Origin of the sequence: Haliea sp., from assembly GCF_041395985.1 — a bacterium.
Classification (GTDB): domain Bacteria; phylum Pseudomonadota; class Gammaproteobacteria; order Pseudomonadales; family Halieaceae; genus Haliea.
The window spans coordinates 262,078-280,400 of the sequence record NZ_JAWKZJ010000005.1 but is presented as its reverse complement, the minus strand read 5'-3'; the positions used below and the strand labels follow the sequence as shown (position 1 = coordinate 280,400).

General features: G+C 60.7%; 16 protein-coding genes. 9 read left to right on the top strand and 7 right to left on the bottom strand.

From position 1 onward, the window contains the following. Positions 1–10: 10 nt before the first annotated feature. From R3E49_RS11585 to R3E49_RS11560, 6 genes are all read right to left on the bottom strand, one after another. Positions 11–685, bottom strand: coding sequence for a tetratricopeptide repeat protein (locus tag R3E49_RS11585; RefSeq protein ID WP_371295192.1), 675 nt, complete (start codon positions 683–685; stop codon positions 11–13). Beyond that, complete coding sequence (locus R3E49_RS11580; protein WP_371295191.1) at positions 682–2,487, bottom strand: asparagine synthetase B; 1,806 nt, start codon at positions 2,485–2,487, stop codon at positions 682–684. Before R3E49_RS11580 ends, R3E49_RS11585 begins: the two co-directional genes overlap by 4 nt. Continuing rightward, entirely contained in the window at positions 2,474–3,250 is a 777-nt protein-coding gene (locus R3E49_RS11575; RefSeq protein ID WP_371295190.1) for a hypothetical protein, read from the bottom strand. Before R3E49_RS11575 ends, R3E49_RS11580 begins: the two co-directional genes overlap by 14 nt. A gap of 8 nt (positions 3,251–3,258) precedes the next feature. Continuing rightward, positions 3,259–4,293, bottom strand: a complete 1,035-nt coding sequence (locus R3E49_RS11570; protein ID WP_371295189.1) for a glycosyltransferase family 2 protein — start codon at positions 4,291–4,293, stop codon at positions 3,259–3,261. Beyond that, positions 4,280–6,034 carry an ATP-grasp domain-containing protein gene (locus tag R3E49_RS11565; RefSeq protein WP_371295188.1) on the bottom strand — a complete coding sequence of 585 codons (1,755 nt, stop codon included), beginning with the start codon at positions 6,032–6,034 and terminating at the stop codon, positions 4,280–4,282. The genes R3E49_RS11570 and R3E49_RS11565 overlap by 14 nt, the downstream gene beginning before the upstream one ends. A gap of 253 nt (positions 6,035–6,287) precedes the next feature. Then, positions 6,288–7,214: a THxN family PEP-CTERM protein gene (locus R3E49_RS11560; RefSeq protein ID WP_371295187.1), complete on the bottom strand. Its 927-nt coding sequence runs from the start codon at positions 7,212–7,214 to the stop codon at positions 6,288–6,290. A gap of 322 nt (positions 7,215–7,536) precedes the next feature. On the opposite strand from R3E49_RS11560, the gene R3E49_RS11555 reads away from it, so the two are divergent. The 7 genes from R3E49_RS11555 (at position 7,537) to R3E49_RS11525 (ending at position 14,821) form a co-directional block, all read left to right on the top strand. Then, positions 7,537–8,175, top strand: a complete 639-nt coding sequence (locus tag R3E49_RS11555) for a GNAT family N-acyltransferase (RefSeq protein ID WP_371295186.1) — start codon at positions 7,537–7,539, stop codon at positions 8,173–8,175. Between the two features lie 88 nt (positions 8,176–8,263). Beyond that, a complete protein-coding gene (locus R3E49_RS11550) occupies positions 8,264–8,995 on the top strand; it encodes a PEP-CTERM/exosortase system-associated acyltransferase (protein WP_290745971.1) in 732 nt (243 codons plus the stop codon). Positions 8,996–9,026: 31 nt separating this feature from the next. After that, on the top strand, positions 9,027–10,442 hold the full coding sequence (locus tag R3E49_RS11545) for a phenylacetate--CoA ligase family protein (RefSeq protein ID WP_371295185.1): 1,416 nt from the start codon (positions 9,027–9,029) through the stop codon (positions 10,440–10,442). Beyond that, positions 10,443–11,666 carry an ABC transporter permease gene (locus R3E49_RS11540; RefSeq protein ID WP_371295184.1) on the top strand — a complete coding sequence of 408 codons (1,224 nt, stop codon included), beginning with the start codon at positions 10,443–10,445 and terminating at the stop codon, positions 11,664–11,666. 48 nt (positions 11,667–11,714) lie between these two features. Then, positions 11,715–12,935: an ABC transporter permease gene (locus tag R3E49_RS11535; protein ID WP_371295183.1), complete on the top strand. Its 1,221-nt coding sequence runs from the start codon at positions 11,715–11,717 to the stop codon at positions 12,933–12,935. Between the two features lie 288 nt (positions 12,936–13,223). Next, on the top strand, positions 13,224–13,787 hold the full coding sequence (locus tag R3E49_RS11530; protein ID WP_371295182.1) for a hypothetical protein: 564 nt from the start codon (positions 13,224–13,226) through the stop codon (positions 13,785–13,787). 392 nt (positions 13,788–14,179) lie between these two features. Beyond that, on the top strand, positions 14,180–14,821 hold the full coding sequence (locus tag R3E49_RS11525) for a PEP-CTERM sorting domain-containing protein (RefSeq protein ID WP_371295181.1): 642 nt from the start codon (positions 14,180–14,182) through the stop codon (positions 14,819–14,821). Between the two features lie 85 nt (positions 14,822–14,906). On the opposite strand, the gene R3E49_RS11520 is transcribed toward R3E49_RS11525, so the two are convergent. Next, entirely contained in the window at positions 14,907–15,749 is an 843-nt protein-coding gene (locus R3E49_RS11520) for an outer membrane lipoprotein-sorting protein (RefSeq protein ID WP_371295180.1), read from the bottom strand. A gap of 46 nt (positions 15,750–15,795) precedes the next feature. On the opposite strand from R3E49_RS11520, the gene R3E49_RS11515 reads away from it, so the two are divergent. Together R3E49_RS11515 and R3E49_RS11510 are read left to right on the top strand one after the other, a co-directional pair. Beyond that, a complete protein-coding gene (locus R3E49_RS11515) occupies positions 15,796–16,512 on the top strand; it encodes an ABC transporter ATP-binding protein (protein WP_371295179.1) in 717 nt (238 codons plus the stop codon). Positions 16,513–16,517: 5 nt separating this feature from the next. After that, positions 16,518–18,323, top strand: a complete 1,806-nt coding sequence (locus tag R3E49_RS11510) for a DUF1302 family protein (RefSeq protein WP_371295245.1) — start codon at positions 16,518–16,520, stop codon at positions 18,321–18,323.

The window sequence follows — 18,323 nt, the reverse complement described above, 5'->3', positions numbered from 1 at the left end:
TGGAAGGGACTCAGTCCCATTGGCCGGCCTGGCGCAATTTACGCTGCAGTCCCGGAAAGGTCACGCCCGCGGCGTAGGCACGCTCGGCATAGCGGCGAGCCTCGTCGTATTTACCCAAGTCAAAATACACCAGCCCCATATTGTAAAGCAGGTTCACGTCGTTGGGCGACATGGCTTCGGCCTTCAGATAATGGGGCAGAGAATCTCTCGCATTGCCCAGGCGATGGAGGTACAGGCCGAACAACATGCGGGGCACCGGGTCGTCGGGAGCGTAATGAATCGCCCTCTGCAGAAAGCACTCGGCTGGATATTTGCGTTTCAGATCTTTGGATGGGTCGCTGATGGAGAACCGTACTGCCGAATACAACGCGCGGTGGTGGTTGGGAATCTTGGTCAGGGTATATTGGATGTCGCCAATGGGGTGGCTTACGCTGACACCGCGCACGAGTTGCTCAACTTCGATGGTAAAGTGATAGTTTTCAACTATCGGTAGCTTGCTCTTATCGATACGGAAGTCGTAGGGACCGTAGTTTTCCGTGCTCGGGCCAGTGCATTGCCGTCCGTCCAGTGTTTCACCCACCCAGGGTGCGACGCCCCGGCCCTCGGCCAGGCAAGGGGCGGCGAGCAGGGTGGCGCACAGGGCGGTGAACCCGACAAGTCTTTGCGTGATGGTGAAAAGATTCATGCCGCCACCTCGTGCGTTTCGAGCCAGATTTCCAGCACAGCCAACAGCCACACAAGTTCTCCGTAGTAAGCCGCATGACCACCATGGTGCCTGGCGACTGCCTCTTCCAAAAAGCTGGACTGGAAGATGGAGCGCTCGCGCAGTTTCAGTACCTTGTCGTACGCCATGTCGCGAAGCGGTGCGTGGGTTTTCATCCACACTCCAAACGGTAAGCCAAAGCCGTGTTTTGATTTGGCAATGGTGGCGTCTGGCAGCCAGCCTGATAACGTCTGTTTGTAAAAGTGCCGCAGTGACCTCCCCGGTAGTTTCCACCGGGACGGTATCTCCATCGACAAAGATACCAGTGTATCGTCAAGCATGGGATAGCGTACTTCGATGCCCGCTAGCTCACAGGCCTTGTCGACCTTACGTAAATCGTTGTCCGCCAGAGTGATCTGCCAGTCCAGAAACAGCATCCGGTTCAGCGTGGACGCACGTTCCGGTGTGGTGTAGGTCGCTTTAAGCAGGGCTATTGGTTGTTGCGTGTTCACCGCCGCCAGGAAGTCCGGGTGAAAAACCCTGTCCGGCGCATTCTGCTCCAGGAAGCTGTAATACTGCAGACGATCAGGTAGCGGAGTGTTCGCCTGCTTAAGAAAGCTGGCAGCCTTGCTGCCCAAGCGGTTGCCTTGCCCCAACAGTCCGGCCAGTCGCTCGATCATGCCCGTACGGACCCAGCGCGGGATGCGGGTATAGTGCTCGAACAGCTTTTGGTGGGCGTAGCGCTCGTTACCGGCAAACAATTCATCCCCGCCATCGCCTGCCAATAGCACAGAGACGCCGTCACTTGCCGCGAGTCGGGCACAAAAGTAGGCGGGCAGGGCCGAGGAGTTACCGAACGGCTCGTCGAAAGCTGCGGCGATGTGCGGTAGAGCCGCTACTACGTCATCGGGTGTTACGTAGTACTCATGCAGGCGGATGCCGAAGTGTTGAGCCGTGATCCGGGCGAAGGCCATCTCGTCATAGCCTTCGGCATCGAAGCCGATCGCATAGGCGTCACAGCCGGATTCCTGCACTTCGCTCAGCATACCTGCCACGGTCGAACTGTCCAGCCCGCCGCTCAGAAACGCGCCGATCTTGCGCTCCTCGCCGTCGTGGGCGGCACGGCGTACGGAGGCCTTTAGGGTGTTGCAGAGCAGGTTCTTCATTGCCGGCCGCGAGCGCGCTGGTCTCTCGTTGAATACTGGACACCAATACCGGGAAACGGCGACGCCGTTGACGGTCACAGTGCCGCAATGGCCGCCGCGGACTTTGCGAATGTCGTAGTAGACGCAGCCTGGCGAAGGGATCATATGGAAGTAGACATAGTCGTACAGGCTCTGGCGGTCCAGTGCCGTTGGCTGCCGAGCTTCCATCACGTTGGGCAAGCGTGTGCTAACGTGAAGCATCCCTTCGCACTCGGCGTAATACAGCGGTAGCCGGCCAAGCCTGTCGGTAGCGAAGAGAATCTGCTGTTTGCCTGGGTCGAATACCAGCAGTGCCCAGCGCCCATGTAGTGCAGTGAAAGGGTTTTCTGCCGAGTTTCGGTAGCGGTCGAGTAGCGTATCGGCATCCAGTGGCTGGATTGCTTCAGCCCCAAGCGCGAACACTTCACCCACAAGCGCCAACATGCGGCCCTCATCATCGCAGGCTACCTGGGCGCTCTGCAAACTGTGCTGCTGGATGCCGGTCTCCGCTGTGGTCCCCGGCGACAAGGTGGGCGTGGCCCAATCACCAATAACCAGGTGAGCAGTCAGGGCGTTGTAGGTAGGGTCAGCTGTCGGCATGCAAGGTCACCGTTCTGATACACCGAGGGCTGCGAATAATTTGGCTTCTGGCCTCTTCAAAGCGTTCGCGGGCTTGTGCCATCACCTCCTTGGATACCTGAATATCGGCATAGTTGCGGGTTACACGCTCAACCTTTCCCGAACCAATAGACTCTGACGAATCGCCCGCCTTTTCGGCGCCGGTCAGAGGTTGTTGCTCATAATGTTCGTGCAGGGGCTGTTTGAGGCCGAGGAACTGGCTGAGGGCAGTAAGCGTGGGAGACGTGTCCTCACGCAGGGTATCCGCATCCAGGTAAAGAAAATCCACGGGGCTGGACTGGGCGATCCGGGCCAGTGACTGAACCCTTTCAGTATAATAACGTGCCGCATTGCCAGTGTCTGTGTAGGGGTGGTCAGGCTCGACCGATCGGTACAGGCTAACGATGCTCGGGATGGTTTTTTCCGGAGGCCTCAGAGCAAACATAACCTTACCTTGTTTGAACAGATTCAGGTCAACATAGTGATCATCGTGCAAGACCTTGTCGAAGATAAACCGAGCCGCGCGCTTTGAAGGGTGACGCGCAAAATGCAGTAGCTTTTGTCGGATCAGGCTCCGCCAGCTGTAGTAGCCAATATGCAACTCGTAGTAACCCTCGATCTCCGCGTTGCTGCCCAGCAGGTGTCCCAGGAGGCTGGTATTGGCCCGCATGTGGCTCATTAGAATGATAGGTTTGTAGCGCCTGAAGAGCATCGGGTGGCGCAGCAACGTTCGCAGATGATTCAAGGCTTGCACTATCTTTCCCTTACCTTAGCCAGCATTTCGAGGTACCAAGTATATGCTTGCCATTTAATTGAAAATCGACACGCCAGGGCGAAACGCGCGAACAGCGCAGCCAGTGTGTGCCGGGAACGTTGCTTGAAGTCAGCTGCAAGGTGCTTGTAGCGGTCCGCTAACCGTGATTGGCAGGCCGCTATGACGTCTGGGTGTTGACTCAAGGCCAGGCTTTTCTGGTAGACCCGTAGCTGAGATAGACGTTTTTCAGTCAGATTCGCGATGGTGGACTCGTTGTCTTTCCGGTCTGCTCTAGGCACGTTGTGCCGGCCTATAAAACTCTTGGTATAGATTATGAGCTGCGCGTGACTCAGCGTGCGGAGGTACAGGTCTACCTCACATTCGTAGCGGATACCCTCATCCATACCGCCCAGTTCCAGAAAGAGGTCGCGCCGAATAATGGTGCAGTTGAGGTGGGGGAATCCACCATGGGAGAGCAAAGTCTTTGGGCTGACCCTGAAGGTGCCAAATGGGGCGTTGGGCTCCCGTAATGAGTTTCCCAAACCCTCTAGCCATAGCGGCCCTGGCACACGCATGTTGTCGGCTGTGTACGCGGCCTGGTTACTGTAATATACGTCGACGAGGCCATCGGCGGCCTCAATCACCCTGTGTGCGGTTTCAAGGTGACGCGCGTCCTCCCAAGTGTCGTCGTCATCCAGAATGCACAGGTACGATCCTCTCGCCAGTCTTGCTCCGGTATTGATCGAATAGCTGGGGCCATGACCATTAGGCCGCTGGAGCAGATGGTGCCAGCGTGTTCGTATCTCGGCCTCCTTCTCCAACTCACGATAGCGGGGGAGGTGGTCATCACTGGAACCGTCGTTTATCACCAAAACTTCGAAATCAAGGAACGATTGGGTCAACACCGAATGCAGCGCCCGGCTGAACAGCTCTGGTCGGTTTCGGGTAGGCATGATAACGGAGAAGAATGGCTCCCTGGGGGAATTCTCTGCCAATGTCAGTTCCTCCCCGCTGAAGGCTTCAATAGCTGGCATAGTCGATAGGTAGCTCTTCTACAACGCGCTTTATTGCTCGTGCAATATCGCCAAAGCATGTGCGGTAGACAGCATCAGATTTATTGTACGGGTCTGGTATCTCTGCGCGAGGAAGTACCGGGTCAGATAAACCGGCACCCAATAAAAAAGTCCTGTCGACCGCATCCTGATGCATTGCAACTAACCTGTCATAGTGCCCTTTTTCCATGACAAATATGATGTCGCTATCTGCGATGAGATCAGTGTCCACACATCGTGATCGGGAGTAAGTGAGGTCTATAGCATGTTGCTCCGCGACCTGGACCATTCGTGGATCTGCAGGGCGCTGTTCCTGGGGGTGAAAGCCCGCAGAGCGAATATCCAGATAACTACTGGGCGGCAGCTGGGCTGTCATGAGTACTTGCGCCAAGGCGCTGCGGTTGATATTGCCATAACATATAAATAATATTTTCCGGGACCCTCGCAGTTTCTCACGAACTGTCCCATTGCGCCAAAGCAAACGCTGAGAGAGTGTGAACCAACTCTCTTCCAGTAAGCCCAACAGCCGGTGGCCTTGACGCGCGACAAGGCGTTTGACTTCCACCAGCCCGGGGAGCGGGTCACTGAAGCACTGAGTATCGAAGTGGTGTCTGGTTGACAGAACCTTGCTCAAATCAAGCAGCACCTTCCCTAGTGAAGGGACTTGGGTGATAGCGTCGCTGTGTGATCGCAACACCATCTCATGCCACATGACGTCGCTAGGCAGGTTTCGACAATACACACCGCGCCGGTATGGGGGGTAGGTGCCAAGTTCACCGGTCAATGACAGCTCTGCCTGCATCGCTGGAAAATCGGCGCCGGCGGCCATGGCGAGTGGTAGGGAACCCCAGAAACGTCCGTTGATCTCCATCAAGCAGTATTCTTTGGTGGCCGGGTTCCACTTGAACTCGACCATCGCTACACCCGTCCAGCGAATTTCTCGGATCAGCCTGGTTGCTGCGTCAAGGAGCCTGGGCTCAAGTTCGGTGCTCATGCGGAAGCTGCTACCGCCGCCCGTCAATGGGACTTCGTGCAAGCGCAGATGTTGGAAGGCGTAAAGGATCTCGCCTTGCTTGGCAATCAGTTCTACACCGGCGCCCAGACCGCGGAAGTAGCTTTGCAGAATAACTGAAGAGTGTCGGAGGCACGCCTTGCACTGCAGGATCAATTCAGCTTCGTCAATCGCGTAGCTGACGTTGCGCTTGGAGTAACCCGCGGCGCCCCCGGATACGGAATGGCTGGGTTTTACCACCACCGGAAAGCGCAGTTGCGGCAGCAACGCCGGTAACTCGTCGATGCTTGAGATATAAAGGCTCTGTGGGGTGGACACGCCGATCCGCTCGGCAAGCGAGAAGGTTGCCGCCTTGTCCAGAACCAACTGAAGGCTGTCGTCATCAGCTATTGCCAGGCAGGTTTCCTGGAACCGGTCCCGAGCGTGGGCGAGGGGCACCAGGCTGCGTTCTGTTACCGGAATGACAAGTGCGTAGGGCGCATGGTGTATGTGTTCTTGTAGCCACGCCAGGAACGCTTCTTCATTCAGCAGCGGGTCTGGGTATTGAAAGTGTGCGGCCACTGAATTTGAGTAGGCGGCAATTGGTGCGGCTTTGGCACTTGCGACATCGACGACGAAGTACCTGGCCGCCAGCGAGCGGGCTATAGTCAGGGCGCTGACCATGTCGGCATCGAGTACGAGTATGCGTTTGATTTTTTGTTTTCTCTTCACTTGCTGGGATCGTCCCCGGCTTTTCGAATCTGGGGATGCTATAACAAAAACACCGACTACGCCTGAAACACTTGTCGCTTCCCGCGGATTATCCGCTGCGGCATGGTGCTAACAGTCTTGGGTACTGGTGGATACATTCGGTCCTGCGCTGCTCTTGGTGCAAGCAAAAAAAACGGCCCTTTCGGGCCGTTTTCAACTGGAGGCACTCATTCGTTAGCCCGATACAGGGCACGCATGGGCCTTTGGGATCGGCTTAGGCCTTCTTGCGACGGCGACCGGCAAAGCCCAACGCCAGCATGCCTGCGCCGAACAGCCCCAGAACTGAAGGTTCGGGAACTGCCGTCGCCATGTAGCTCATCGCTACATGGATAGAGCTGGTGCCGGGGTTGAACTCAGGCGTGTACACAGTGATAGTTCCGTCTGGGTTCAGAACAACTTCCGAGGTGCCGGAAGGAACGCCGTTGTCAGTAGAAGTGCCGGCGAACAGAGTGAAGCTGAGGTCGTAACGGTAACCGTCGCGAACGAAAGAAACCGGTGCAAACGCGTCGGATGATGCGGTGAAGATGTCATCGCACAGCGTTTCGAGCGGGTTGAGGCCTGTGCAGGCTGCTTCAGTGCTGGTATTCAGCGTTTCGTTGAAGCTGATGCTGTTGGTGGTGGTGGGATCAGCGTAGGCCAAATCAGTACGTGCGGCATCTGCGTAAATGCGCAGGTTCGCCAGCGTGTCAACGACCCAAAGCGGGTCAACAATAGCACCACCGAGAGTGGTCAGTGTTCTGTTGGTCTGTGTGATGGTGTCGATAACCCACCAATCGCCTTCATTCCACTGTCCGTCACCATCGACGGCGAAGGTGGATGTGTAGCGCAGGGGCGTACCATCCAGGTCCGCAGTCGGCGCGGTGCTGTTGTTGTAAGACACAATGGCGATCGACGACTCAACGGGATCGTTAGCGCCTTCCCAAGCAAAGCTGGTCAGGGTGCCGGCTGGCGCGAGCGGGTCGGTGTTGTCGACATCACTTGCGGGCTTGTACTGAAGCGAGCTACCGAAAAATGTTGGCTCACCAAAGCCCGCGTGCTGGCTGAAGCCCAGCTCCGCAAGCGGCGCTGCCACCGCGGAAGTACCAGCTACGGCCATCGCGAGGAGACTCGCTGCGCCTGCTGTCTTGATCATCGTTTTCATCATGAATCTCCTGATATTGTGTTCCGACAGTGCCCTGGGGGTATCGGAGTGTTAGCGTCCGGCCAGTGGTTGTGGCCTGGCCGTCGTCGCACGAGTTGTAAAGCAATGCGCGTGCCAATAAAAATAAAATGAGCAAAAACAATGGGTTGAGAGTTCCCCCCTATCGCTCTATCGCCTGTCTCCCGCCCTGGTGTAAAAATTCCTGACAGCCGCTTTCCGCAGCTGCCGCAATCTCGTAACATGGCGCCGGCCTTGGTGGGAAACGAGGGTCATCTCCACAAAACCCAACAGCGCAAGGCCACTCAGAAGGCAAGATCCTTTTATGACCAATTCCAAGGCGTTCCGTCCGGAACACTGGCTGAGTACCCGTATCGTCACCCACCCACAGGAACTGCACCGGATCTATCGGCTGCGGTACAGCGTGTATTGTGAGGAGAGGGCCTTCCTGCCCACAGCGGATTATCCCGAGGGGCTTGAGCGCGACGACTACGACCCTCGTGCCAAGTGCTTCGCGGCTTTTGACCGCGACGATGAGGTGGCGGGTTCAGTGCGGCTGGTGCTGGACGCAGCGGGTGCAGGCTTCCCGTTCCAGCGACATTGCCCGCTCTTCGAAAATGCCTCGCTGCCTCCTTCGCATAGCGCCGGGGAGGTGTCGCGCCTGGTCCTCAACCAGCGCTGCCGGACCCCGCCCGGGGGTGGAGACACCGGTACGGTCATCCTCACCGTTTACCGGGAAATGTACCAATACAGCCTGCAGCAGGGTATCGCCTACTGGTACGCGGCCATGGAACGGCCCCTGGTGCGCATGTTGAGCCGCATTGGGGTTGAGTTTGAGTGTATCGGCCCGTCAGTTGACTACCACGGCCCGGTTGCGCCCTACCTGCTGGAACTCTCCGCCCTGCAACGGCGGCTGGCGCAGGTGAATCCCACACTGCTACACTGGCTGGACTCGACGCTTTAGCTTTACCTCAGTTGTCGTTTGTCTTCGGGCGTGCCACCGATTGGTGCTATGCTCCAGAGATAATGAAAACTTCTTAGTGGAGACAGCAATGGATCGCGACGCGGCAGCATCGCTGGGAGCCCTGGCGAAATACTTTTCGCTCCACTCCTATGATCGTGGCAGTGAAACCGCGGAACTCTCCGATCTCTATGCATTGCGCTACCAGATTTACTGCCTGGAGTGCCACTTCCTGAACGCCGCCCGCTACCCCGATGGCCTCGAAACGGACATCTACGATGCGCGGTCCGCACATTTTTCCGCCACCAACGCCGAGGGTGTGGTGGCGGGCACCGCACGCCTGGTGATGCCTGTGGAGGGCGAGCGGCTGCCGTTTTTTGAGCACTGCCCGCCCTTTGCCGACTTTGAGCCACCGCCGGCAGCAGAATCCGGTGAGGTGTCGCGCCTTGCGGTCAAGCGCGAGTACCGGCGGCGTGCCGGTGACAGCCTGTGGGGGATCAACGAGTCGCACCTGAAAGGCCCGGGCGCCGTCGACGAATCGCCGCGCGGCGAAAAGCGCGTCAATGCGCCCTTGCTGGTGCTCGGTTTGTACCGGCAGATTTACCGGTTCAGCTGTGAAAACGGCATCCGCTACTGGTATGCGGCCATGGAAAAGGGCCTGGCTCGTGTACTGCGGATCTACGGGTTCGACTTCACCCCCATTGGCCCGGAAAGCGACTACTACGGCCCGGTAACGCCCTACCTTGGCGACTTGCGCAAGCTGGAGGAGGCACTTGAGGCCTCCAATCCGGCCTTGCTGTGGTGGTTCCGCAGCGGACCGTGATGATGCGCTTGCCAGCGACTCGACCCTTTTCATGTCACGCCTGAGCCGACTCAAACGCACTGTACTGTTGTCCCTACTTGCGCGGCAGACGCCGGAAAAACTCCTTGCTGCGGGGCGCAAGCGCCTGCCCGCGGTGTTTCAGCGCGCGGCGCGTCATTGTGCCGCCTATCGCACCCTGCTGGAGGAGGCCGGGGTAAGAGCGGAGCAGTGCACCAGCGGTGAACAGGTGCTGCAGTGCGCGCCCATCCTCACCAAGGCCGACCTCTTCGAACGATTCCCCATTCAGCAGCTCATGGTCGATAAGGTGCCACCCACTGCCCTGGCCGGCGTGCTCACCAGCTCCGGCCACGGCGGCAGCAACTTCGCTTTTGGCGTCAGCACCCGCCGACAGCATCACCTGACCCCCGACGATATCGACCTCGGCCTGCAGCAGGCGTTTGGCATCGACCAGCGGTCTACCTTGCTGGTGAACTGCCTGCCGATGGGCGTGGTGTTTACCTCCAATACGGTCTGCGTGGCCAATGTCAGTGTCCGCGAAGATATGGCGCTGGCGATCCTCCGCCAGGCGGGCCCGCTGTTTGACCAGGCCATCCTCTGCACCGACCCGCTGTTCTGCAAGCGCCTGCTGGACTATGCGGCCGAGCAGGCATTCGACTGGTCGCAGTTGCGCATGAACGTCATTCTCGGCGAAGAAATGTTCTCCGAGGAGTATAGAAGCTACCTGGCCGCCGCCCTGCAGGTGCCCCTGGACGAGCCGGGTGGCACACTCATTGGCAGCTCGATGGGCGTGGGTGAGCTGGGGCTGAACCTGTTTTTTGAAAACTCGGAAACCATTGCCCTGCGTCGCGCCCTGCATCGACAGAACCCTGACCAGCCCCTGCCGTCCTACTTCTGCTTCAACCCGCTGCGCAGCTACGTGGAGATTGTCGACGCAGGGGCGGACGGCGTGGGTGACCTGGTGATCACCATGCTCGACCGCGAGGCGCCCGTGCCCATGATCCGTTATCGCACGGGTGATCGCGCGCGCTGGCTCACGGCGGCCGACCGCGAGCCCCTGACCGACGCCGAGCGCGCAGCGCTTGCCGCAGTGCCGTTTCCCATGCTGGCGATGCACGGGCGTGCTCGGGATCGGGTCAGTGCCGACTGGCATGTGGATCATTTCAAGGCCTTGCTGTACCGGCGGCCGGCGGTCGCTGACCAGCTGTCGGGGGCTTTTCGTGTGCTGGCACTGGACGAGGGCGGCCTGCGCCTGGACGTGCAGCTGGCGCAGATCGCGAGCCGCGGGCCGGAGGCTGTGGGTGCAGAGCTGCAGTCCTTGATTGCCGAGTCCGCCGCGCGCCGCGGCGCTGAAGTGCCGGAACTGCGCTGTTTCTCCTATGCCTCCTTTCACCACGGCATGGGCCTGGATTACGAGCGCAAGTTCCGCTATTTCCAGGGGGGCGTCTGAGTGCCCGGCCTGTTGATGGCCTTGTTGCTGGCCCTGCGCAATCTGCGCCGGCAGTTTCGCCGCAGCCTCACTGCGCTGCTGTCCATCGGTTTTGGTGTGGCGGCCCTGCTGGTGGCGACCGGCTTCAATGAAGCCATGTTCGAGGAATTCCGGGAGGCCACGATTCGCTCACAGTTTGGCCACCTGCAGATCACGCGTCCCGGCTTTCAGGAGCGTGGCCGCAGCGATCCCTGGGCGTATCTGCTGCCCGCCGAAATAGCGTTGGACCCGGCGCTGCTGCCCCCGGGATCGACCGTCTCACCGCGCCTTCTGCTGAATGGCCTGGTGAGCTTTGGCGAGCAGACACTGCCCTTTATGAGCGAAGGGATCGACCCGGCACGGGATATGCTGGACGATCGCGCCCTGCGTATTGAGCAGGGCCGTCGCCTGGCGCCTGGCGATCATCAGCAGGTGGTGCTGGGGGAGGGGCTGGCGCGGCAGCTCGAGGTGGCGCCCGGTGGCTCGGTGGTGCTGCTGGTCAATACACCCGAGGGCCAGCTGGGGGCGGCGGAAGCCGAGGTGGTCGGGCTGTTCAGCTCTTTCAGCCAGGAGTTTGATGATGCGGCACTGCTGTTGCCCCTCTCTCTGGCGCGGGAGCTGGCCCAGGTGGAGGGCGCCCATGCCTGGCTGGTTTTCCTGCAGGATACGGCAGCTACGGACGCCGCGCTGGGTCCGGTGCGCGCCGCGCTACCGTCAGCCGCGTTCGATGTGCAACCCTGGCACGCCCTTGCCGAGTTTTATGCCCGGGCTTCGGTGCTTTTCGAGCAGCAGCTGGACCTGGTGAAGGGCATCGTGGTGTTCATTATTCTCCTCGGTATTGGCAACACCATGATGATGAGTGTGCTGGAGCGCACCGGTGAAATCGGCACCGTCATGGCGCTGGGCAACACGCGGGCCTCGGTGCTGCGCGGATTTCTGCTGGAAGGCGCTTTGCTTGGGTTGCTGGGCGCGGCGCTGGGGCTGTTGGCAGCCCTGGGCGCAGGTCAGCTGTTGGCCCTGGCGGCCATAGAGATGCCGCCGCCACCGACCTTTGCCCGGAGTTACCACGCGGCCCTGCTGATCACGCCGGTGATGGTGCTGGAGGTGTTGCTGATTGCCGTGCTCACCACCACGCTGGCTTCTTTCTACCCCGCCTGGCGCGCATCGCGCATGGAAATCGTGGAGGCCATCCGCCATGTGCGCTGAGTCGTTGGCCAGAGGTCGTCCGCGCGGGCTCTGCCTGGGGACGTGGCAGTGAAGGCGCTGCTGCAACTTGCCACCCGCAATGTTCTGCGACAGCGCGGCCGTTCGTGGATGACCCTGCTGGCCATTGCCTTCGGTGTGGTGGCCCTGATTCTCGCCGGCGGCTTTATCAAGGACACGGTGGATGAGCTGGGGGAATCGATGATCCGTTCCCAATCCGGGCACCTGCAGGTGAACCGTGCGGGTTACCGTGAGCAGGGGAGTCGCGACCCGTCAGCTTACCTGATCGAGGAGCCCGAGGCGCTGCGGAAGGCGTTGGCGTCGATTCCCGAGGTTGAGGAAGTGCTGCTGCGCTCGGTGTTCAGCGGTTTGCTGAACAACGGGCGCACGGATTGGGCCATCATCGGCGAGGGCGTGGAGCCCGACGCCGAGACGCGCCTGGGTACCTACATTAACGTCTCTGCAGGGCGTCAGCTCACCGACGCCGACCCCTATGGCCTGATGCTGGGCGCCGGGGTGGCGCAGGCGCTCGACTTGCAGCCCGGTGACTGGGTCGACCTGCTCACCAACACCACGGACGGCGCGGTCAACGTGCTGGAGTTTCAGGTGGTGGGCATTTTCCAGACCTTTTCCAAGGACTATGACGCCCGCGCAGTGCGGATTCCGCTGTCTGCGGCGCAGGCGCTGCTCGGCGATGCCGGTGTGCATCTGGCGGTACTGCGGCTGAGTCGCACGGACGCCACGTCGGCAACACAGCAGGCCGCTGAGGCCGCGCTGGCCGGGGAGGGCTTTGAGGTTCTGGACTGGAAGCGCCTGAACCCGTTCTATGAGCAGACCGTGGCGCTTTATCGCCAGCAGTTCGGCTTTCTGGTGCTGGTGATTCTGCTGATGGTCAGCCTGAGTGTGGGCAATACCATCAACATGAGTGTCTACGAACGCGCTGCGGAGTTTGGGACCATGCAGGCCTGCGGCGCGCCGCGGCGGGAAATCGCCCGCCTGATTCTGCTGGAAAGTGCCTTGCTGGGCATCGCCGGTGCCACACTCGGCGTGGTCGCGGGCAATGGCCTGGCGCTGCTGATCTCCTGGATCGGTATTCCCATGCCGCCGCCGCCCAACTCCGACATCGCCTACATCGCTCTGGTTCGTCTGGCCTGGTGGATCACCGGGGTGTCTTTCCTGATCGGGCTGCTGGCACCCATTGTCGCAGCCCTGCGCCCGGCTCGGCGCGCGGCCAGGGCGGATATCGCCGACTCACTGCGGCAGGCGGTGTAGGTGCCGCCCCGCGGGCAGGGTGTCAGGATTCTTTACAAAGGCTAGCCAGCGCTTGCCCGAAGAAATTAAATATCCTCGAAAAAACAAGGCGTTAAAGGAGTTGGCTCAAGGCTTGCATTATAAATAGTAGTCAGTGGGTAAACCTTCATCTTTCAGGGACAGGCGCAAAATGAGTGCAATCAGATCGGTAGTGGCGTGTGTGGCGTTGTTGGGTTCGTCCCTGGCGTTTTCGGCGCCGATCACATGGAGCGGTGCCCAGAACACGGCGGGCGCAGCGGATGTGATGTTGTGGTCAGCGGTAACCTGATCGAGGCGGTCAACGCGGGCCCGAGCAATGCCGGCTCGGTCACCGTAAATGGCGTCGTGTTTGCCAACAGCGCCGCGCTGCTGCCCCAGTCAACGACTATCAATCCACTCGGTGGTGCGTCAACCGGCGATGCCAATTACGATCTGCTGCTGGGTCGCTTCGATTTCGGCGGCGGGACATCGCGGTCATTGAACATCGGTGGCGGTAACCTGCTGTCCGGCATGAGCTACATCGTACAAGTCTGGTACACGGATCTGCGTAGCTGCTGTTCCGGCCGCACCATGACGTTCGGAGACGGCCTGGGCAACAACGTGAACCTGAATGCAAGCGCCCGTGGCCTTGGCCAGTTCGCCGTGGGGCAATTCACCGCGGGCGGTGCCTCGCAAACCCTGTCTCTGGCCAGCAACGGCTTTGCCAACGTACACATCACCGCCTACCAGGTGCGTGAAGTGGAAGCCGTTTCCGAAGTGCCGGTGCCCGGCCCCTTGTTCCTTATTGGCCTGGGCCTGATGTTGATGAGCGCTCGCCTTCGCGCGAAGGGCTGAATAGGGTGGGGGCAGAGCAGAAGCTGCCCCTGCCAAAAGCGGTTGCCGCGGAGCGCTGCACGGGTCCTGCATGTCCTGAAACGCTTCTTGATCGCCGGTTTCATCAGCCGACTTGAGAAAGAAGGCAAAGATCCCGGCTCTGATAGGCCTGTCATCGTCAACCGCCACCTAGTGGCGTACCATGGATCACGCGCTACGGAGCACCCTGCCGCTTGACTGTCCCTGCAGCGAGCGCCGTGTGCTGTCGATATTTTTTACAAATCAAGTACGATGCTGTGCAGCCAAGGCTCCTCTTTTTAATATAACTCATTGATTTAATTGATTAATGCATTTTCTGGCAGGGGATGTGCTGGTAACCACTGGCGTATGCAACTCACACAGGGAAAAAGAACATGAAAAACCATCCTATTAAAAATGTGCTTGGCTCGGTGGCGTTGCTTTTCGCTTCGTCGCTCACCATGGCTGCACCGATTGTGATCAACTTTGACGTTGATGGTCTCGGTAGTCCTATCGCGCCGAATACGCCGATCACGGATCAGTACGCGAGCGTGGGGGTGACTTTTCTGGGGCTGGAAGATGGCGCCCCGGTGGATATCAACGCCGCACCGGACCCTGACGGGGTGACAGCGCCCAGTGGCCCGAACGTGCTCACAAACTGCGCGAATGCGAGTCTTTCCTGCCCCGGCAATCGTGCCGATGTTGTGCGAATTCTGTTTGATATGCCGGTTTTCGACATTAGCCTCCAGCTCGACAGCCTCGGCGGGGACTCGGTGACGTTCAACCTGTACGATGCCGCCGACGCGTTACTTGAAACCCTGACGATCACCTCGGGTAGCAGTGTGTTTGTCCCCGTAGCGTTCACGGCCAGCGATGTCCGACGTATTGACGGAGTGCAGCCCAATGATGGTTGGGCGTGGGCAATGGACGATTTGACGTTCAGCCGTGCCGAGGCATCGGTACCGGTTCCGTCAACACTGCTGCTCTTCGGTCTTGGTCTTCTGGGTCTTGGCATCCGGGTGCGCCGCACCCGTTAGTTGTTCTCGTCGTACTTCTCTCCAGGCGCTCTGGACCAGCAGGTTAAGAGCGCCTCGCTTTATAGCCCGTCGAAGAAACGGGGGCCTATAGCCTCCGCAAGTATTGCTGCGTGAACATCCGCTCCGGCAAATCCTTGATGGTCATGGTGTTGTACTCGAGCACGGAATAGTCGCCGTCCTTGAGCGCGTCCTCGATGACGATGCGGGTCGGGCGCACCTGTCCGGCCATGTCCTGAAATGCTTCATAACGGCTGGTTTTCAGCAGCCGACCTGAGACGGCATAGAACTCTGCCCTGATGGGCCGGTCATCGGCAACCGCCACCCAATAGCGCACCCTGGCGTAGGTCACACCGCGCCCGGCAGCAGTCAGGTCCAGCACCCAGGCATCCTCGCCATCCACCTGTTCTTTTCCCGCCAGTGCCGCGGTGTAATCTCCTGCGAAATTGGCTCGGGCCAGGTCGCCGTTCGCCACCTGCCCGGTCAGCCGCTGCGACAGCGACAGGCGTACGGGCTGGGAGACGGTGGGCATGAATATCCACAGGTCGCGTCCGCGCATCAGCAGGGCCTGGCCGCGCTCGGAAGCGGGTGATTCGGTGAGCACGATGGTGTTTTCATTGCCTCGCGACATCACCTTGTACTCGCGCACATCGCCGGCCTCGTCGGCGCTGTAGTTGGTCACGGTCACCAGGGTTTCAAAGCTCTCGCGGGGAAAGCGGATGGCATCGGCGCGCTGTACCAGGGCAGTGGCGTCCGGAGCGTCCGCCGCCGGGCCGCCGCCTTGGGTGTCGGTGGGCTCTGCAGCGCCCGCAGCAGTGTCCGCAGCGGCCCGGGGCTCTGCCAGCGCCGGGCTCTGCGCCAGCAGGGAGGCCAGCAGCACCCCCCCCAAAATGGTCAAAAAGTCAGGATTTTTGCGAAGTTGCCGGAACATGGGTGCTATCCTGTGGCCACGTGTAACAGCATTCTGGCGCTGTGTAATGGCGATTGTAAAGGTAGAAAAGGTCAGTAAACGCTATCCACTCGGTGAGCAGGTGGTGGAAGCGCTGCGCGATGTGTCGCTGGCAATTGAGCCGGGCGCATTCCTGGCGATTGCCGGACCCTCGGGCAGCGGGAAGTCCACGCTGCTCAACATCATCGGCTGTATCGACACACCGAGTGCGGGGCGGGTGCTGATTGACGGGCAGGATGTTTCCGGCAAGACGCCGGACCAGCTGGCGGACGTGCGGGCGCGCACCCTGGGCTTTATCTTCCAGACCTTCAACCTGCTGCCGGTGCTTTCTGCCGAGGAGAATGTCGAGTATCCCCTGCTGCAACTGCGGGAGCTGTCACGCGCCGAACGTCGGGAGCGGGTTGCTCACTACCTGGACAGGGTTGGACTGACGCGTTACGCCTCGCACCGCCCCAACCAGCTGTCTGGCGGTCAGCGCCAGCGCGTTGCCATTGCCCGGGCGCTGGCTACACATTCCCGGCTGGTGCTGGCCGACGAGCCGACCGCGAACCTCGACCGCGAGACCGGCCGCAGTATTCTGGAGCTGATGCAGCGCATCAACAGTCAAGACGGCACCACCTTCATTTTCTCCACCCACGACAGCCACGTCATGGCCATGGCCGATCGCCTGGTCCACATGGAAGACGGCCGCATTCTGCGCGAAGAAGCCTGTGGGTCCGTGCAGACGGAGGAGGCTGGCGCGTGAGCCCTATGCTGTCCGGCTGCCGGGCAGTGCTGCTCGCCTGTGCGGCCCTCGGGACCTGTGCCCTGCCCCTTGCAGCGGTCGCTGGCGACACGGTAGCGGTCACCCAGGCTGCGCCTGCCAGCGCGGGTATCCGGGTCGGTCGCGAGGCAGGGCGCACGCGCATGGTGGTCGATCTGAACGCCGCGCCGCAGTTCGACCTGTTTGAATTGTCTGGTCCCGACCGCATCGTGATTGATCTCAAGAATACGCAGCTCGCCGAGCCTCCGGCCCCCGGCCTGTTCGCGGCGACGCCGGTGGCGGCTTTGCGCACCGGTGTGCGTGAAGGCCGCACGCTGCGCCTGGTGTTGGACCTGGCGGACGGAGACCTGCGCCACGAAAGTTTTGTGCTGGGCCCGGATGCCAACGGTGGTCACCGCCTGGTTCTGGATATCTACTCGCGCGAGCAGTCCGTGGCGCGCGCGGCCGCTCCGCCGCTGGAGCACCAAAGCCGGGCGACCGCGCCGTTGGCGGCGGCCGACGCTGTCCGGCCGGCATCCAGTGTGTCCCGACCACAGCGCAGGGAGCTCCCGCAGAAGGCAGCGGCGCCGCTGCCAGCGGCGAGCCCACAAGCGGCTCCGGCGACCGGCGTCAGTGACCTGTTGGTGGGTGGTTACGGCGAGCTGGCGGCCGCCTACAACACCGCGCAACCGGAACACTGGTCCAAGCTCCGCGCCCGCCTGGAGTTGGGGGTGAGCGGCAGCCTTGATTGGGGCGCGCGTTTCAAGGTGGTCGGACGCCTGGAAGGCGATGCAGCCTACAGCGTAGAGGACGACTTCTACCCCCTTGCGGTGCGTCGCGACCAGCGGCACGACGCCTCCCTGCGCGAGGCCTACCTGGATTTTGGCGCTGGCGACTGGGAATACCGGCTGGGGCGTCAGCATGTGGTGTGGGGGGAGATGGTGGGCCTGTTCCTCGCCGATGTGGTGTCAGCGCGCGACACCCGGGAGTTCTTCCTGGAGGAGTTCGAAACCATGCGTATTCCGCAGTGGGCGGTGCGCGCGGAACGGTTTGCGGGGGACGCGCATCTGGAATTGCTGTGGGTGCCGTATCCCAGTTACGACAGGATCGGTGAGCCGGGGGCGGATTTCTACCCGTTTCCAGTAGCACCCGGCACACCTGTTACGGAACGCAAGCCAGGCCGCAGCAAGGTCGCCAACCACGGCCTCGGTGGGCGTTTTTCCTACCTGCTCTCGGGCTGGGACCTGAGTGGGTTCTATTACCAGAGCACCGACGTGGCACCCACACTCTACCAGACCGCCCTTGGCCTGGAGCTGCGCCATGACCGCATCCAGCAGTTCGGCGGTACGTTCTCCAAGGATTTCCTCGATTTTGTGTTCAAGGGCGAGGCCGTCTACACCCGCGGCCGCAGCTACGTCTCGCTGGACCCCGATGCGCCCAACGGCCTGCGGGAGAGCGACGGCCTGGATTACGTGCTCGGCGTCATGCTGCCCCTGGGTGACTGGCGCTTCGATGCCCAGGTGTACGGTCGTCACCTCGCGGATTACGACGCGGCACTGCTCTCCGACCGCGATGAAACGGGTATCACGCTGCTGGTGAACCGGCGCTTTGGTGACCGTGTCGAGGCCGAGGTCTTGTACCTCACCGGCCTGAACCGCAGTGACTGGTCATTGCAGCCCCGCCTGAGCTGGAACGTCACACAGGAGTGGCGCCTGCAATTCGGCGCAGACCTGTTCGGCGGCAGCGAGATTGGCCTGTTCGGGCAATATGACACCAGCGACCGCGTTTTTATTGAACTGCGCCGCTGGTTCTAG

What these genes read in the sequence shown, in the direction of transcription:
- R3E49_RS11585 (WP_371295192.1), bottom strand. Translation starts at nt 685, where the DNA reads ATGAATCTTTTCACCATCACGCAAAGACTTGTCGGGTTCACCGCCCTG.
- R3E49_RS11570 (WP_371295189.1), bottom strand. Translation starts at nt 4,293, where the DNA reads ATGCCAGCTATTGAAGCCTTCAGCGGGGAGGAACTGACATTGGCAGAG.
- R3E49_RS11555 (WP_371295186.1), top strand. Translation starts at nt 7,537, where the DNA reads ATGACCAATTCCAAGGCGTTCCGTCCGGAACACTGGCTGAGTACCCGT.
- R3E49_RS11520 (WP_371295180.1), bottom strand. Translation starts at nt 15,749, where the DNA reads ATGTTCCGGCAACTTCGCAAAAATCCTGACTTTTTGACCATTTTGGGG.
- R3E49_RS11525 (WP_371295181.1), top strand. Translation starts at nt 14,180, where the DNA reads ATGAAAAACCATCCTATTAAAAATGTGCTTGGCTCGGTGGCGTTGCTT.
- R3E49_RS11510 (WP_371295245.1), top strand. Translation starts at nt 16,518, where the DNA reads ATGCTGTCCGGCTGCCGGGCAGTGCTGCTCGCCTGTGCGGCCCTCGGG.
- R3E49_RS11515 (WP_371295179.1), top strand. Translation starts at nt 15,796, where the DNA reads ATGGCGATTGTAAAGGTAGAAAAGGTCAGTAAACGCTATCCACTCGGT.
- R3E49_RS11560 (WP_371295187.1), bottom strand. Translation starts at nt 7,214, where the DNA reads ATGAAAACGATGATCAAGACAGCAGGCGCAGCGAGTCTCCTCGCGATG.
- R3E49_RS11550 (WP_290745971.1), top strand. Translation starts at nt 8,264, where the DNA reads ATGGATCGCGACGCGGCAGCATCGCTGGGAGCCCTGGCGAAATACTTT.
- R3E49_RS11545 (WP_371295185.1), top strand. Translation starts at nt 9,027, where the DNA reads ATGTCACGCCTGAGCCGACTCAAACGCACTGTACTGTTGTCCCTACTT.
- R3E49_RS11580 (WP_371295191.1), bottom strand. Translation starts at nt 2,487, where the DNA reads ATGCCGACAGCTGACCCTACCTACAACGCCCTGACTGCTCACCTGGTT.